The organism is Mycobacterium sp. (genome assembly GCF_050701515.1).
Lineage (GTDB): Bacteria > Actinomycetota > Actinomycetes > Mycobacteriales > Mycobacteriaceae > Mycobacterium.
In genome coordinates this window covers 1-15841 of sequence record NZ_JBOGDB010000324.1, presented here as the reverse complement: position 1 = coordinate 15841, position 15841 = coordinate 1, and the positions used below count along the sequence as shown (strand labels likewise).

The following is a 15841-nucleotide window of genomic DNA, read 5'->3' as shown; positions in this document are numbered from 1 at the left end:
CTGCGGGGCAGCCGCCGGGGGTGCCACGGGTGGCAGCGCCGGTCGCCCGGGTTCCGACGGTGACGCGGTGGCGGCATCACCACCGGGAGCCGTTGCGGCGCGGCCGGTGCCGGGACCGAACACCTGGTCAAGGGCCTCGGCCAGGGTAGGGGCGTAGCCGACCCGCACGCCGCCGTCGGCGCGGGGTTCCCGGAAGCTGACCAGCACTCGGGAAAGCTGGGGGAATGTCGAGCTGCTCGGGTTTGTCGAGATTCGCTCGGTGTAGAGCGGTTCGACGTAGAGCATGCCCCCGTCGGCGATCGGCAAGGTCAGCAGGTTGCCGTAATGAATGCGGTTGGAACGCTCTAGCAGTGTCCGCTCGGATGCCACTCGGGTATCGGAGATCATGGAATTCTGTATTTGTTGCGGGCCCTGGGTGAGGGTGTCGGTGGGTAGCTGCAGCACGGTGAGCTTGCCGTAGTTCTCCGGATCGGAGTGCGCGGATATGTACGCGGACAGGAACTCCCGGTTATAGCCGACCATCGCAGTGGCCAGCCGGAAGGACGGCTTGGCGGTCTGCTGGTCGCCGACTAGGACGTAGAACGGCGGCTGCTGCGGATTGGCGTCATTGGTGGGGTCGCTGGGTACCGACCAGAAGGCGTTGGTGGTGAAGAACTCCCGCGGCTCGTCGACGTGGTACTTGGCGAGCAGCTCGCGCTGAACCTCGAACAGATCCTTGGGATACCGAAAGTGGGCGCGCAATTCGTCGGGAATCTCATCCTCGGATTTCACCGTGCCGGGGAAGGCGTTCATCCACGCCTGCAGCACCGGATCCTGGGTATCGAACTGATACAGCGTCACCGTGCCGTCGTATGCGTCGACGGTTGCTTTGACGGAGTTGCGCACGTAAGACACCTCGTCGCCGGGACGTACGACACCGGTCGCGGTGGTCACGGGCCCGTCGAGCGAGGCGCGTTGGGCATAGGGATAGGTGTCGAGCGTGGTGTAGGCATCCACGATCCAGACAATTTGTCCGTCCACAACAGCCGGATAGGAATCGGCGTCGGTGGTCAGCCACGGGGCGACCCGCTGCACGCGCTGCGTCGGGTCGCGGTGGAAGATCACTTTCGAGTTCGCACCGATCTCCCGGGAGAACAGGATTCTGTGCTCGGTGTACTTGGTGGCAAACACAGTGCGGTTGAACCAGTTTCCGATGGGAACGCCGCCTGCACCGGTATAGGTGTATTTGGCGGTATCGGTGTCATACTCGCGCGGCGCGGTCCCCTCGGAGCCGCCGACGATCGCGTAATCGGGATCGGACTGCGCGATCACCTCGCCGTAGTAGATGCGTGGTTGATCGACCGGGATGACTTGACGATCAGAACCCTGCGACGCGACATCGCTGACCGTGTAGATGGGGTAGCCGCTATTGCTGTCCGAAACGCTCGCGGCATCCCGGGGCGCCGCGTTTACCCGGTTGGCCGGGGCGGCGACGAAGCCGTTGCCGTGTGTGTAGACGGTGTGCCGGTTGATCCAATCGGTCTGATTGCCGGTGAGGCTGTTGGGGGAGAGTTCACGGACGCCGACGATGTAGTCCCGCAGCTCGCCGTCGATGCGGTAGCGGTCGATGTCCAAGACCTCCGGGAAGCTGTAGAAGTTCTTGAGCTGCTGTTGTTGGGTGAAGGTTCGGGAAAGGACATTAGGGTCCAGCAACCGCACGTTGGCGATCGTCGTAACGTCCGCCGGAACTTCGCGGGGAGGTTTGGTGCCGATGCCCGGATAGTCGCGGTACTCGACCCGGTCGCCGTCAAGCCGATACGCCTGCCGGGTCGCGTCGATGTTGCGCTGGATATATGGGCGCTCGACGTTGGCGGCGTTCGGGCGCACCGAGAACTGCTCCATCAGCAGCGGCCAGGCCCCACCGACCAGGATCGCGGACAGCACCAGCAGCACCGTAGCCATCGCTGGAATCCGTATGTCGTGCAGGAAGATTGCGGCAAAGAACGACGCAGCACACAGGACCGCGATCGCGAGCAGAACGAGCTTGGCCGGCAGCTCTGCATGGATGCTGGTGTAGCCGGCGCCGCTGAACGTCGGTTCCTTGCGGTCACTCGACAGCAGCTCGTACCGGTCGAACCAGTATGCAACCGCCTTCAGCAGGATCAAGATGCCGGCGAGCACGGCCAGTTGTATCCGGGCGGCCTGGGTAAGCATGCCCTTGGCGGCCAGCCGCAGCCCGCCGAACAGGTAATGGGTGACCAGGTTCGCCACCAGCGCCAAACACACCGCCACGAACAGCCAATTCAGCACGGACCGGTAAAAAGGCAGATCGAAGACGAAGAACCCGATGTCGTGGCCGAATTCGGGGTCAACGATGCCGAAGGAGCCACCGTTGACGAACAACTGAACCGTGACCCAGTCCGATTGCGCGACCAGACCGGATATCAAGCCGGTAGCGCTGGCGAGGCCAATCCCGATCAATCGCGACCGGCTCATCACCAGGTTCCGGTATGGCGCGATCGGGTCGTTCGACTTACCCGCGGGCACGAAGGGCGGCCGAGCGCGAAAGGCGAGTGTCATGGCGAGAAACAGAACGCCGCCCACGATCAGGGCCACCACGGCGAAGATGATCAGCCGGGTCGCCAGCACGGTGGACCAAACGCCACGGAATCCGACTTCGCCGAACCAGAGCCAGTCGACGTATACGTCCATCAGGCGCGGAACGACGAGCAGCAACGCGACGAACCCCACAGCCGCGAACAGCAGCAACCGGGCGCGTCGGGACAACGGTGCAGGTTTCTGGGGCGAAGGAATGCCCATTTCGTGCTCCGAAGTTCGGTAGCGCGGTTTGCGTGCGGCACCTGTCGGGCCGCCGTCGTCACGCCGACGCGTGACCTACGTGTGTGCAGTCTACTCTTGCAGCGGCGGAGGTCATCGTTGCCAGCGGCAACGTCAACACCTAACCGAACACGAAATACCGCAACCACATATACACCGCGGCGAGGGCTATCGACATCACGGTGACCACGAAGCCCTTGCGGGTGAACTCCCAGAAAGAAATGGGACTGTCTGCGCGGCGGGCGATTCCGAGCATGACGACATTGGCGCTGGCCCCGACGGCGGTCAGGTTGCCGCCGAAGTCGGCGCCGAGGGCAAGTGCCCACCAGAGGACATCCGGGTGGGCGAGATCGGTCATGGTCGCCGACAGCTCGCTGACGATCGGCGTCATTGTCGCGGTATAGGGGATGTTGTCGATGATTCCGGACACCGGCGCGGACACGCCGAGAATCAGCATCACGGTCAGCAGGGCGTTTCCGTCGGTGAATTCGGTAGCCGATCGGGCCAATGCCTCGACCACCCCGGTTTTCACCAGCGAGCCGACCATGACGAACAGGCCGGCGAAGAACAGCAGTGTCTCCCACTCGATGCTGGCGAGGTATTCGCGTTGCTCCAGCCGGGAGATCAAGATCAGAGCTCCGCCGCCGAGTAGCGCGACCACGGATGGCTCGATGTGCAGGAACGAATGGAGAACGAAGGCGGCGAACACAGCGACCAGCACGATCCCGCACTTGACGAGAAGCGTCGGATCGCGAATCGCTTCGCGCTCATTCAGTGACATCACGTCGGCAGCGCGTGCGGCGTCGACGCCGAACGACCCGCGGAACAGAAACGGCACCATCGCGATGAAGACGACCATGACGACGATGACGATGGGCGCCATGTGCACCAGAAAATCGTTGAATGTCAAGCCCGCCCGGCTGGCGATGATGATGTTCGGAGGGTCACCGACGAGGGTCGCCGCGCCGCCGATGTTGGAGGCGAAAACCTCGGCCATCAAGAAGGGGACCGGATTTATCCCGAGCCGGTCGCACACCAGCAGTGTGACCGGCGCGATCAGCAGCACGGTCGTGACGTTGTCCAGCATCGCCGACGCGACTGCTGTCACGAGTGCCAGCAGGATCATGATCCGCAGCGGTGAGCCCTTCGCGCGTTTAGCCGACCAAATCGCGATGTACTCGAAGACGCCGGTTTGTCGCAGCACGCCGACGATGATCATCATCCCGAACAGCAGGAAGATGACGTTCCAGTCGATACCGGTCTCGTGGGAGAAAAACGCGTCCTCGGCTCCGACGACACCGAGCGCAAGCACGATCGCGCCACCGCAGAGGGCAACCAGAGTCTTGTTGATGCGATCGCTGGCTATCAGGGCGTAGGCGATCACGAAAACGGTGATCGCGATTGTGGTCGACAATGGGCTAATGCTCCAGTGCGGCCTCGAGCAGCCGCGAGGCCGTGATCACGCCGTGCAGGTTGCCGTCCTTCATCACGGCGATCAGCGGGCTTCGGTGCCGTGCCATCAGTGCGGCCACCTCGATAATCGTGTCGTCCGCGTTGGCCGCCGGCACGTCGGTGAGGTGGTCGGGGAGTACCTCCTGCACCTTCTTGCCGCCGAGTTTGTCGGCAGCGCGGTCGGCCATCGATTCGTTGATGACACCTGCCAGGGACGGATCGTCCTGCACGTAGGTCGGTACCAGGAAGCGCACCACCTGGGATGCGGGCAGTACCGCGTAAGGCTGGCCGGACTCGTCGGTGACGACTATCCCGGGCAGGCGGTGCTCGGCGAGCGTCCGGGCCGCCTCCAGCGCGTTGGTATCGACTGTTATCACCGGAAAGTCCTCGGTGATCTCCTCGGCGTGCATATCAGCACGATACGGCCGTGTTGTTCATCTTCTACCGCCTTTCAGGTAGTCAGGTCGCGCCGCGAGTAGCCGACCAGGCCGACGAGTGTCATGGCCGCGGCGACGACTGTCATCGCCGCAAGCGATGTCCAGTCCGGCGGCACGTTGGGCACCGCAGCCAGGTGCGCGAACGGCGAGAGGTTCACCAGCCAGTGCGGGGCTTGCGTGCCCTGGGTGAGCACGTTGAGTAGGAAGCCGCCGGCGACGGGCAGCGCTCCGACCGCGCCGACCCAGCCCGGTAGCCAGCCGAGTGCGAGCGCCGCGGCGCCCAATGCCAACCAGGCGATCGGCACGCTGTTGAACGCGCCGGCCAGCGCCGCGGCGAAGCCAAGCGAGCCATCGGTGATGGCGGCACCGCACCAGATGGCCACTGCGGCTACGGCGTGCAACGCCACCACGCCAGCCGCCGTCACGGCGATCTCACTGCAGGCCAAGCGGATTCGCGACGACGGACCGGCGAACAGTGCTGTCCACCGGCGCGCCTTCTCGTCAGACGCCATGGTGGCGAGCCGGGTGGCGGCATAGAGCCCGGTGGGAATTGCGAGCAGGCTGAAGAGCGCGGCGGCAAATCCGTTCGCCGAGTCGAGGCCGGCGAAGCCGGCGGCCGCGGCAAGCTCGGCGAAACGGCGGTTCTGCTCGAAGAACTCGAGGATCGACGCAATCACCGCTCCGATAAGAAGAAAGTAGGCGGCGATACCCGTTGCCCAGCCGAGGGCCGGCCGGACCGCCCGGCGCACGGCGAATCCCTCCACCGAACTGAGCAGTCGGGTGCGTGGTGCACGGCTGGTCGCCACCGCCACCAGGCCGCCGTCCAGGTCGCGGTGGCGCGCTACGGCGACCGCGGCCAGCGCCAGTGCCAGCGGGAAGCCCGCCAGCACCACCAGCGGCGCGACCCGGTTGTCGGCGTACGGGGCGGCGCGCACGACGAGTCCAAACGGGCTCGCCCACGCCGACCAAGCCAGGCCGGGGATGCCGTCGGACAGCATCCGCAGCAGCAGACCGGCGCCAAGTATCGCCACTGTCACCCCGACCGCAGCGGGTCGGCTGGGCATCACCTGCGCTGCCAGCAGTCCGGCGGTGGCGAAGGTGAGTACGACGCCGAGAACGCCCGCAGCGTAGACGGCGGTGCCCCTCGCGTCGGTGCCGGTGGCCAGCAGGGCGACTCCGACCAAGACGCCGATCAGCAACGCGGAGGCTACAAGAATGACCATTGACCGGATGACAAGATCCACGATGCGCACGGGCCCCGCGAGCAGGAGCTGCCAGCGCCCGGCGTCCTCCTCACCACGAGTGATCCGGGTGGCAGCGAGCAGAATCCACACCGCAGCCAACACCAGCACCGGGGTGCCGGTGCGCCACACGGTGAAACCGCCGGCAGTGTCCAGCGCGACGGGCGGTCCGAACAGCGTTCGGATGGCCGGGTTCTGGGCGAGAGCGCGAAGCGCGGATTGGTCCAACGCTCCTTGGAACATCGAATCATATTGGGCCGAAACGAATGCCGACATTCCCGCACACACGACAGCGACGATCAGCGCACCGCGACGGATATGCCGCATCGTCAGTCCGTTGAGAGCCCGGCTCGCGGCCGTGGTCGGCAGTACCGCCGGTGCCACGGGCATCGTTGCGGCGGTCACCCCACTTCCTCGCCGTAGTAGTCGAGGAAGATCTCTTCGAGCGTCGGTTCGTGCATCGTCAGCGTGGTCACGTCGGCCGCGGCCAGCGCGCGGAGCGCGGGGGCCGGTGGCCCGGTCAGGCTGAAGCGCAGCCGCCCGGAGCCGGTGTGCTCCGCAGTCGAGACCCCTGGCACGTGTTCCAGCAGCGGTTCGGTGCCGCGGTAAGAGATTTCGACGATGGTTCGGCGCAATCGGCGCAGGTCGGCGACGCTGTCGATCTCGACCAGCCGGCCCGCACGCAGAATGCCCACCCTGTCGCATACCGCCTCGACCTCGGCGAGCTGGTGCGAGCTGAGAAAAATCGTCTGGCCGCGTTCTCTTGACTCGGCGACGCAGCGACGAAACTCCCGCTCCATCAAGGGATCTAGGCCACTGGTCGGCTCGTCGAGCACGAGCAGCGGCGCGCGGGTTGCGAACGCAGCAACCAGGGCGACCTTCTGCCGGTTGCCGGTGGAGTACGTCTTGCCCGGCCGGTCGAGGTCGAGTTCGAAACGATCGACAAGCTCTGTCCGATAATCGATGTCGATGGTGGGGCCCACATTGCCTAGCAGCTCGAGGATTTCGGCGCCGGTAAGCGTCGGCCACAGGGCGACGTCGGCGGGCACATACGCCAGCTGGCGGTGGGCGCGTCGGACGTCACCGGCCGCGATACCGAACACCTCGGCCCGGCCGCCGCTGGGACGGAGAAGGCCGAGCAGGACGCGAATCGTCGTGGACTTGCCGGCACCGTTGGGGCCGAGGAAGCCGAACACCTCGCCGGGTGCGACGGTGAGACTGAGGTCGTCGACGGCGACGATGTCGCCGAACCGCTTGGTCATGCGGTCGATGCGGATTGCGCAGATGGTAGCGGTGCGCGTCGGCACCGCTGATGAAGCGGTCACAGGGAACCTCTCACGAGTCGGGTCACTGACTGCCGACCCGACTTCCCGGCGCACCAGGGGGGAATCTACTACCCCGGATGCCTCGTCACCAGTGATTTACCGGACGCGACGGCGCGGCCCAGACGTCACACACTCGAAAGGGACTGATGGTGGCATCGGTGCGTACACTGGCGAGATGCTTGAACAGATCCGCGGTCCCGCTGATCTGCAGCACCTGTCCCAGTCGCAGTTGCGTGATCTGGCCGAAGAGATCCGTCAGTTCCTGATCCACAAGGTCGCTGCAACCGGTGGGCATCTCGGCCCCAATCTCGGTGTCGTCGAGCTGACCCTGGCGCTGCACCGGGTGTTCGACTCCCCGCACGACCCGATCATCTTCGACACCGGCCATCAGGCCTACGTGCACAAGATGCTGACCGGCCGCTGCCACGACTTCGACACGCTGCGCAAGAAGGGCGGGCTGTCGGGCTATCCGTCGCGTGCCGAGAGCGACCACGACTGGGTGGAGTCCAGCCATGCCAGCTCGGCGCTGTCCTACGCCGACGGGCTCGCGAAGGCCTTCGAGCTGACCGGGCACCGCAACCGGCACGTGGTGGCCGTCGTCGGTGACGGCGCGCTCACCGGCGGCATGTGCTGGGAGGCGCTGAACAACATCGCCGCGGCGCGCCGGCCCGTCGTGATCGTGGTCAACGACAACGGCCGCAGCTACGCGCCGACCATCGGCGGGTTCGCCGAGCATCTGGCCGGGCTGCGGCTGCAGCCGGCCTACGAGAAGCTGCTCGAGGGCGGTCGCAAAGCGGTGCGCGGGGTGCCCGTCATTGGCGAGCTGTGCTACCAGAGTCTGCACAGCATCAAGGCCGGCCTGAAGGATGCGCTGTCCCCGCAGGTGATGTTCACCGACCTCGGCCTGAAGTACGTCGGGCCGATCGACGGCCACGACGAGCACGCGGTGGAGGCGGCGCTGCGCAATGCCCGAGGCTTCAACGCGCCGGTGATCGTGCACGTCGTCACCCGCAAGGGCATGGGCTACCCGCCCGCCGAGAACGACGAGGCCGAGCAGATGCACACGTGCGGAGTCATCGATCCGGAGACCGGAATGGCCACCAAGGTCCCCGGACCCGGCTGGACGTCTACGTTCTCCGAGGCGTTGATCACGTACGCGGCCAAACGCCGTGACATCGTGGCGATAACCGCCGCCATGCCCGGCCCGACGGGTCTGACCGCGTTCGGCAAGCGGTTCCCGGACCGGTTGTTCGACGTCGGCATCGCCGAGCAGCACGCGATGACGTCGGCCGCCGGACTGGCGATGGGTGGATTGCACCCGGTGGTGGCCATCTATTCGACGTTCCTCAGTCGCGCGTTCGACCAGATCGTCATGGACGTTGCGTTGCACAAGCTGCCGGTGACGATCGTGCTGGACCGTTCCGGCATCACCGGTCCGGACGGCGCGAGTCACAACGGGATGTGGGACCTGTCGATGCTGGGCATCGTGCCGGGCATGCGGGTGGCCGCGCCGCGCGACGCCACCAGGCTCTACGAGGAACTCGGCGAAGCGCTCGACGTCAATGACGGGCCGACGGCCATCCGCTTCCCCAAAGGCGATGTGGGCGAAGACATCCCGGCGCTCAAGCGGCGAGAAGGTGTCGACGTGCTCGCCGTCCCTGCCGTCGGCCTGTCCGCCGATGTGCTGTTGGTGGCGGTCGGGCCGTTCGCGGCGATGGCGAAGGCGGTCGCCGAGCGGCTGCACAACCAGGGCATCGGCGTGACCGTGGTGGATCCGAGGTGGGTGCTGCCGGTGCCCGAGTCGATCGAGGCGCTGGCCACGGCACACAAGCTGGTCGTGACGATGGAGGACAACGGCGTGCGCGGCGGTGTCGGCTCGGCGGTCTCGGCGGCGCTGCGTCGCGCCGAAATCGACGTGCCGTGCCGTGACATCGGGTTGCCGCAGGAGTTCCAGGCGCACGCGTCGCGCGGCGAGGTGCTCGCCGAGGTCGGCCTGACCGACCAGGACATCGCCCGCCAGATCACCGGCTGGGTGGCCGCGCTCAGTGCGATTTCCGAGCGCGAGGTCAGTCAGCAGCTGGACTGAGCGCGACCCGGCCGACCTCGTCCAGCGCGGCTGACCGGCGCGGTTGTTCGAAGAACACCTGGGCTGCACGGTCGTTCACCTCGATTGTGGCGATGGTGTTCCCGAAGAGTGGACCGCAGACTTTCGTCCACGTGATCGGCGGCATCGGCAGTCCGCGCCGCCGCGTCCACCATCGGATCAGCGCGGCCGCCGGCTTCGCCCAGCCCAGCATGAACGCCGGTTTGATGAACGGCGGCACATAGTTGTGCACGGGGGAGCACACCAGCTGGTGCACGGTCGCGCCGGTGGGCCGGGCGCCGGCGAGATCGGCGCGGGCGGCGTAGCTGTGGTGGACGTCGCCCGATAACACGCTGACGGTCGCCGGGCCGTTGGGGTGGTCAGCAACCCGGCCGATCATCTCGGCCAGCCGAACGAACGACTTGAAGAAAGCCGGCCAGTGTTCGAAATCTCCTGCCCTGCGCATCTTTTCAGCCAGCCGGCCGCGCCAGCCGGGACGGTCGGCAGCCCGCTCGTTCAGCGCTTCCAGATTGCCAATGGCGGGCGGCATCAGCCACGGCACCGATGAGGCCAGCATCAGGTGATCGATCGAATCGAGGCGCTGTTCGGCACGGGCCTCGAGCCAGCCGAACTCGTGTTCGCCGATCATCATGCGCTCGCCGGATTCCAGGATCCGGCCGTTTCGCGAGTCGATCATGATCAGCCGGGTGCGGCCGAGTTCCCAACGGTAGCTGAATCGTATGCCCTTGCTGCAGTCGACTTCCCGGTCCGCCCGCTCGGCGACGTCGACGAGGTGCGGCCAGGTGTCGCCGTCGGCGGTGCGTAGCTTTTGGTAGTCCTCGTTGGAGTCCAACTCGGCGGGGCTCAGGTTACCCAGGTGCTGGTACACCCAGTAGGACGCGAGTCCGGCCCGAATCCGGTCGCGCCACCACGGTTCCTTCGCCATTTCCGCGCGCCAGGCCGCCGAGGCGTTCCAGTCGTCGCGAATGTCATGGTCGTCGAAGATCATCGCGGTGGGCACGGTGGACATCAGCCATCTGATCTCCGGGTCGCCCCAGGAATGGCGATACAGCCGTTCGTATTCGCCGAAGCTGACCACTTCGTTCGGCGGGCGCTGGCCGTGCCGGTTCAGCCGGGTGCGGCGGCCGGCCAGGCGCCGCCGCTCCTCCGGGGGCAGCTCGTCGGCGTACAGCTGATCACCGAGCAGGATGAGCGCATCCGGCCACTCGTCGATCGGACGTCGCGCCATCCGGGTGGCGTAACAGTCGAGCGCATCGAGCTTCAGCTTGTTCTCGATCTTCTTGACCTCGGTTTTCGGGTAGCGGCACGACCCGAAGATGGCCCGCAGCCGATGTGCGCTCGCCGGTCCGCGGGTTCGGATGACACTCGGCGGGAACGGCGAATCCGCCAGCGGCCACACCGTCTTGCCGTCGAGTCGGACCTGGTACTCGTTGACGCTGTCGGGCGTCAGCGCCGTGACCGTGACCAGGGCGAAGTGGTGACCCCGCACCTCGAAGGTCGGCGCCGAGCAGCCGAGAACCTCGACGGTGGTCGCGCCGTCGGTTTGCACCCACACCAGCGCCGTGGTGTCGGAGACATGTCGAAGAGCGGGCCCAAGCAGCAACCCCACCCGAACCACCGTAGGGCAGGGCCTACACGGGTAGTGCATGCTTCTTGAACGCGTCATCAATTGATGACGCCCGGTGAAGGAGTGCTGGGAGGCACGGCATGGACGTCGAACTCGAGCGCTGGCAGGCCGCCGGGCAGTACTTCGACTACCTGGGCTTCGACATCTTCTACCGGACGGCGGGCAGCGGCCCCACCCTGCTGCTGATCCACGGATATCCGTTCAATTCGTGGGACTGGGCGCCGCTATGGGACGCGCTGGCCGAGCGGTTCACCGTGATCGCGCCCGACATGCTCGGCTTGGGATTCTCCGGCAAGCCTGTTGCCTACGAGTACACCGTGCATGACCACGCCGACATGCACGAAGCGCTCCTGACTCGGCTCGGTGTCAAGTCCGCGCATGTCTTGGCCCACGACCTCGGTGACTCGGTCGCGCAGGAGATGCTCGCGCGTCATGAGTTCTCCCAGCAAGCGTATGGGGCGCTGCACATCGAATCGATCACATGGCTCAACGGCGGCCTGTTCAACGAGACGTACACTCCACGGCTGCTTCAGAAGGTGATGTCACGAACGCCGTTGGGGGACATCATGAGTCCGCTGCAGGGCAGCTCACTATCGCGGCGGCTGATAGAACCCACGATCAACGAGATGTTCGGGCCGGACACCAAGCCGTCACGGCGGATGCTGGACCTATTTCACCAGATCCTCGAGTACAACGATGGCAAGCGAGTGACCCACAAGGTGGGCAGGTTCGTCAATGACCGCTACACCCATCGCAATAGGTGGGTGCGAGCGATGCGGCAGACCGAGATTCCGATGCGGTTGATCGATGGGCCCATCGACCCGAACTCCGGTCGGCACATGGCGCAGCGCTATCTGGAGGTCATCCCCAATCCGGACGTCGTCATGCTCGACGACGGAATCGGGCACTGGCCACAGATCGAGGCGCCCGACGCGGTGCTGGCCCACTTCCTCGCGCACGTCGACCACGTCACGGCGCAGGGGTAGTCAGTGCCGCGGCCAGCACGGGAACGACGAGTTCGCGCTGCCAGGGGCGGACCAGCGCTTCGCGGAGAAAGTCGTCGATCGCCGCCTCGGTGTCCTGGCCCGGTTGCCAGTCCCAGCACAGCCGCCGCACCACATCGGGTGTGATGAGATTTTCGGTTGGCACCGAAACCCGTTGGGACAGTTCGGCAAGACCGGCACGGGCCGCCTCCAGCCGCGCGGCGGCCTCGGGTTTGCGTCGGGCCCACCGCGAGGCCGGCGGCGGTCCGTTGGGTGGTTCCGACACCTCTGGCGGGTCGTCAACCTCGCGGGCCCGGTTCAGCGCGTCCAGCCAGACCTGCGCGGTGCGGCGCTGTTTGGGCCCGCCGAAAATCGGCAGCGCGGTGAGCTCGTCGACGGTCTTGGGGTCGGCGGTCGCGGCATTGATGATCGCAGCGTCGGGCAGAATGCGCCCCGGCGCGATGTCACGTCGGCGGGCGATGTGGTCGCGGGTCGTCCACAGTTCACGAACGGCGGCCAGCGCACGGGGGTTGCGGACCTTGTGGATGCTCGACGTGCGCCGCCACCGGTCCCGTCGGGTGGGCGTCGCGACGAGCGTGCGCAAGTGCTCGAATTCCTGTGCCGCCCATTCGGTTTTGCCCTGTTCCTCGAGCACGGCGGCGATCGCGGCGCGCAGGTCGATGAGCACCTCGACGTCCAGTGCGGCGTAGTTCAGCCACTCCGGTGGCAGCGGCCGCTTGGACCAGTCGGCCGCGCCGTGTCCCTTGGTGAGTCCCATCCCCAGTAGCCGCTGCACCATGGTGGCCAGGTTGACCCGGTCGTGGCCGGCCAGTCGGCCGGCCAGTTCGGTGTCGTAGAGCCTCGGTGGCGTCATGCCGATCTCGGCCAGGCACGGCAGGTCTTGGTCGGCGGCGTGCAGTACCCACTCGTCGCCGGCCAGCACCTCGGCGACCGGTGCCATTGTGGTCAGCGGGTCGGCGCCGTGATTGACCGGGTCGATCAGCACCGTACCCGCACCTTCGCGACGAATTTGCACCAGATAAGCTCGATTGGAGTAGCGGAACCCCGATGCCCGTTCGGCGTCGACTGCGAACGGTCCCTGCCCGGACGCTAAAAGCGTTGCGGCCGAGCTGATTTCGTCTGCCGTCACAGACAGCGCTGGCACGCCGTCGGCGGGTACCAGCAGCGGGTCGGCCCCGGGTTCTGCGGTGTCCGCTGGCTCGGTGGGTTCGGCTTCCCGGCTGGGGTCCGCGTCGGTCATCTCAGGCGCGTGTGCGGGAACCCAGGTCGGTCACCCCCGCCGGGGGCAGGCCGGCGGCGTGCTCGAGCACCTCGCAGAACGCCTGCACGTGCGGGCCCAACTCCAGCGTCGTCGCCGTCCACGACGCGCGCAGTTCCAGCTGGTGGGCTCGCGGCGGGCCGGAGATGTCGCCGTAGCGCACCGAGGTGGTCGCGGTGACGGTGCCGCCCAGTGCGGTGACGTGTTCCTCGTGCGACTCCAGCGCGTCGACCAGCCAGCTCCATGCCACCTCGGGCAGCAGCGGGTCGACGGCCTCGTTGGAATCCAGGTCGGCCTGGATGTAGGCGACCAGCCGCATGGTGCCGTCCCAGGCTTCGGCGCCATCGGGGTCGTGCAGCAGGATCAGCCGTCCGAACGCGTCGCCTTCGGACCGCTCGGGCACGATGGCGGTCTCGGGATGGCGGACCTCCGCGCCCAGGGCATAGCTGAACGGCGCCAGCCGCTGCGGCGGGCGGATCGGGCCGAGCTCGATTTCCGGTCGCACGGTGGTGGCGTTCATTGCCGCCACCGCTTCCCGGAACTGGGCCGGTTCGGCGGAGGTCACTGACTTGACGCTAGACCATCTGGCCAGGGCTGTGCGCAGGCGCGCCGTATCCGCTGGGGGTGGACGCCAAACGGCCCGCGGTCCGCGTCACATGGCAGCATTGATGCCGATGAGCACCCGTCGTGAGCTGCCCGAGTCGCCGTACCTGGCCGCCGCCGGCGGCCGTAAACCAAGCCGGCTTCCGGTGTGGTTCATGCGGCAGGCCGGTCGTTCGCTGCCCGAGTACCGGGCGCTGCGTGCGCAGCACAGCATGCTGGCCGCCTGCTTCGATCCGGAGCTGGTGTGTGAGATCACGCTGCAGCCGGTGCGCCGGCACGGCGTCGATGCCGCCATCTTGTTCTCCGATATCGTCGCGCCACTGCGTGCCTCGGGTATCGAACTGGATATCGTGCCCGATGTCGGGCCGGTGATCGAGCATCCGATACGCACCGTGGCCGACGTCAGCGCCATGAAACCCCTTGAACAGCAACAGGTCGCGCCCATCGCCGATGCGGTGAAGCTGCTGGTAGCCGAGCTGGGCCAGGTGCCACTGATCGGCTTCGCCGGCGCACCGTTCACACTGGCGTCCTACCTCGTCGAGGGTGGGCCGAGCCGCCACCACGAACGGACGAAGGCGATGATGTTCGGCGAACCCGACACCTGGCACGCCCTGATGACGACGCTGGCCGACGTGACCATCGCCTTCCTGAAAACCCAGGTGGATGCGGGGATCGACGCGATCCAGGTGTTCGACTCCTGGGCCGGGACGCTGTCGCTCGCCGCCTACCGCGCCTACGTGCTGCCGCACAGCGCCCGGGTATTCCAGACGCTGGCGGGTGCGGGTGTGCCGATGACGCATTTCGGGGTGGGCACCGCCGAATTGCTCGGCGCGATGTCGGAAGCGGTGGCGGCGGCCCCCAACAGCGTCGTCGGGGTGGACTGGCGGACCTCGCTGACCGACGCCGCGGCTCGGGTGGTGCCCGGCACGGCCCTGCAGGGCAACCTCGAGCCGGCAGTGTTGCTCGCGGGCTGGCCGGTCGTCGAGCGTGCGGTCCGAGCGGTCGTCGAGGATGGCCGTCGCGCGGTGGACGCGGGCGCGGCGGGGCACGTGTTCAACCTGGGTCACGGGGTGCTGCCGGAAACGGATCCGGGTGTCATCACCGACGCGGTGGCATTGGTGCATTCGCTATGAGTCCATCGTATTGCGTTGTCGGTGGCGGGATTTCGGGCCTGGTAGCGGCATACCGGCTACGCGTGTCGCTTGGCGACGACGCGGACATCACATTGTTCGAACCCGCCGATCGGCTGGGCGGTGTGCTGCGCACCGAGCAGGTCGGCGGCCAGCCGGTGGAACTCGGCGCGGAAGCGTTCATCGCCCGCCGCCCCGAGGTTTCGGCCTTGCTGGCCGAATTGGACCTCAGGCAGATCGGCACGACGGGCGTGCGGCCACTGATCTACAGCCAGGCACAGCTGCATGAGCTTCCGCGCGACACCCTCAACGGGATCCCGGCCGACCCGTCCTCGCTGACCGGGCTGGTGGACGGCGCCACCATGCAACGGATGCGCGACGAACCTACGCGCCCGCTGACCTGGCGGCCGGGTGCAGACCCCTCGGTGGCCGCGCTGGTCGGCGATCGGTTCGGTGAGCAGGTGGTGACCCGCTCCGTCGACCCGTTACTGGCCGGTGTGTACGCCGGGTCGGCGGCCACCATCGGGCTGCGTGCGGCCGCCCCGACACTGGCCGCGGTACTGGACCGCGGCGCGCCGAATCTGACCGACGCGGTCCGGGATGCGCTGCCGCCGCCTACCAACGGATCGGTGTTCGGCGCGGTCGACGGTGGCTACGCGGTGTTGCTGGACGAACTGATCCGCCGGGCCGGATTCCGCTGGGCTCAGGTGGCCGTCGAGCGGGTGCAGCGCGGGGAGGCCGGCTGGCGGCTGGTCGACGACGAGGGCGGCGGCTGGCAGGCCGACGCGGTGCTGCTGGCCGTCCCGGCGCCGCGGCTGGCCGGCCTCGTCGACGACGTCGCCC

Annotated in this window: 12 protein-coding genes; 4 read left to right on the top strand and 8 right to left on the bottom strand. The window is 67.0% G+C overall.

All coding sequences use genetic code 11. From position 1 onward, the window contains the following. From ACRDU5_RS23220 to ACRDU5_RS23200, 5 genes are all read right to left on the bottom strand, one after another. On the bottom strand, positions 1-2799 hold a 2799-nt coding region (locus ACRDU5_RS23220; RefSeq protein WP_526617338.1), incomplete at its 3' end, for a UPF0182 family membrane protein. Between the two features lie 139 nt (positions 2800-2938). Next, the gene (locus ACRDU5_RS23215) at positions 2939-4231 is read right to left on the bottom strand and encodes an ArsB/NhaD family transporter (RefSeq protein WP_526617337.1); all 1293 of its coding nucleotides are present in this window, start codon (positions 4229-4231) and stop codon (positions 2939-2941) included. A 4-nt stretch (positions 4232-4235) separates the two neighbouring features. Next, complete coding sequence (locus tag ACRDU5_RS23210; protein ID WP_526617336.1) at positions 4236-4679, bottom strand: CBS domain-containing protein; 444 nt, start codon at positions 4677-4679, stop codon at positions 4236-4238. 41 nt (positions 4680-4720) lie between these two features. Beyond that, positions 4721-6352: an efflux permease Rv1217c-related protein gene (locus tag ACRDU5_RS23205; protein ID WP_526617335.1), complete on the bottom strand. Its 1632-nt coding sequence runs from the start codon at positions 6350-6352 to the stop codon at positions 4721-4723. Continuing rightward, the gene (locus tag ACRDU5_RS23200; protein ID WP_526617341.1) at positions 6349-7209 is read right to left on the bottom strand and encodes an ABC transporter ATP-binding protein; all 861 of its coding nucleotides are present in this window, start codon (positions 7207-7209) and stop codon (positions 6349-6351) included. The genes ACRDU5_RS23205 and ACRDU5_RS23200 overlap by 4 nt, the downstream gene beginning before the upstream one ends. Before the next feature lie 238 nt (positions 7210-7447). On the opposite strand from ACRDU5_RS23200, the gene dxs reads away from it, so the two are divergent. After that, a complete protein-coding gene (gene dxs / locus ACRDU5_RS23195; protein ID WP_526617334.1) occupies positions 7448-9358 on the top strand; it encodes a 1-deoxy-D-xylulose-5-phosphate synthase in 1911 nt (636 codons plus the stop codon). Here dxs and ACRDU5_RS23190 read toward each other — a convergent pair. After that, on the bottom strand, positions 9339-11024 hold the full coding sequence (locus ACRDU5_RS23190; RefSeq protein WP_526617340.1) for an alkaline phosphatase D family protein: 1686 nt from the start codon (positions 11022-11024) through the stop codon (positions 9339-9341). The genes dxs and ACRDU5_RS23190 overlap by 20 nt on opposite strands. Positions 11025-11083: 59 nt before the next feature. On the opposite strand from ACRDU5_RS23190, the gene ACRDU5_RS23185 reads away from it, so the two are divergent. Further along, on the top strand, positions 11084-11989 hold the full coding sequence (locus ACRDU5_RS23185; RefSeq protein WP_526617333.1) for an alpha/beta fold hydrolase: 906 nt from the start codon (positions 11084-11086) through the stop codon (positions 11987-11989). Here ACRDU5_RS23185 and ACRDU5_RS23180 read toward each other — a convergent pair. Both ACRDU5_RS23180 and ACRDU5_RS23175 read right to left on the bottom strand, forming a co-directional pair. After that, positions 11973-13247, bottom strand: coding sequence for an HRDC domain-containing protein (locus ACRDU5_RS23180; protein WP_526617332.1), 1275 nt, complete (start codon positions 13245-13247; stop codon positions 11973-11975). The genes ACRDU5_RS23185 and ACRDU5_RS23180 overlap by 17 nt on opposite strands. A 1-nt stretch (position 13248) precedes the next feature. Continuing rightward, positions 13249-13785: a DUF3000 family protein gene (locus ACRDU5_RS23175; RefSeq protein WP_526617339.1), complete on the bottom strand. Its 537-nt coding sequence runs from the start codon at positions 13783-13785 to the stop codon at positions 13249-13251. Positions 13786-13939: 154 nt separating this feature from the next. Here ACRDU5_RS23175 and hemE point away from each other — a divergent pair, with 154 nt between their 5' ends. Continuing rightward, the gene (gene hemE / locus ACRDU5_RS23170; RefSeq protein WP_526617331.1) at positions 13940-15001 is read left to right on the top strand and encodes a uroporphyrinogen decarboxylase; all 1062 of its coding nucleotides are present in this window, start codon (positions 13940-13942) and stop codon (positions 14999-15001) included. Beyond that, the coding region (locus ACRDU5_RS23165; protein ID WP_526617330.1) for a protoporphyrinogen/coproporphyrinogen oxidase at positions 14998-15841 on the top strand (844 nt) is incomplete at its 3' end. The genes hemE and ACRDU5_RS23165, both read left to right, overlap by 4 nt.

What these genes read in the sequence shown, in the direction of transcription:
- ACRDU5_RS23210 (WP_526617336.1), bottom strand. Translation starts at nt 4,679, where the DNA reads ATGCACGCCGAGGAGATCACCGAGGACTTTCCGGTGATAACAGTCGAT.
- ACRDU5_RS23200 (WP_526617341.1), bottom strand. Translation starts at nt 7,209, where the DNA reads ATGACCAAGCGGTTCGGCGACATCGTCGCCGTCGACGACCTCAGTCTC.
- dxs (WP_526617334.1), top strand. Translation starts at nt 7,448, where the DNA reads ATGCTTGAACAGATCCGCGGTCCCGCTGATCTGCAGCACCTGTCCCAG.
- ACRDU5_RS23190 (WP_526617340.1), bottom strand. Translation starts at nt 11,024, where the DNA reads ATGCACTACCCGTGTAGGCCCTGCCCTACGGTGGTTCGGGTGGGGTTG.
- ACRDU5_RS23185 (WP_526617333.1), top strand. Translation starts at nt 11,084, where the DNA reads ATGGACGTCGAACTCGAGCGCTGGCAGGCCGCCGGGCAGTACTTCGAC.
- ACRDU5_RS23180 (WP_526617332.1), bottom strand. Translation starts at nt 13,247, where the DNA reads ATGACCGACGCGGACCCCAGCCGGGAAGCCGAACCCACCGAGCCAGCG.
- ACRDU5_RS23175 (WP_526617339.1), bottom strand. Translation starts at nt 13,785, where the DNA reads ATGAACGCCACCACCGTGCGACCGGAAATCGAGCTCGGCCCGATCCGC.
- hemE (WP_526617331.1), top strand. Translation starts at nt 13,940, where the DNA reads ATGAGCACCCGTCGTGAGCTGCCCGAGTCGCCGTACCTGGCCGCCGCC.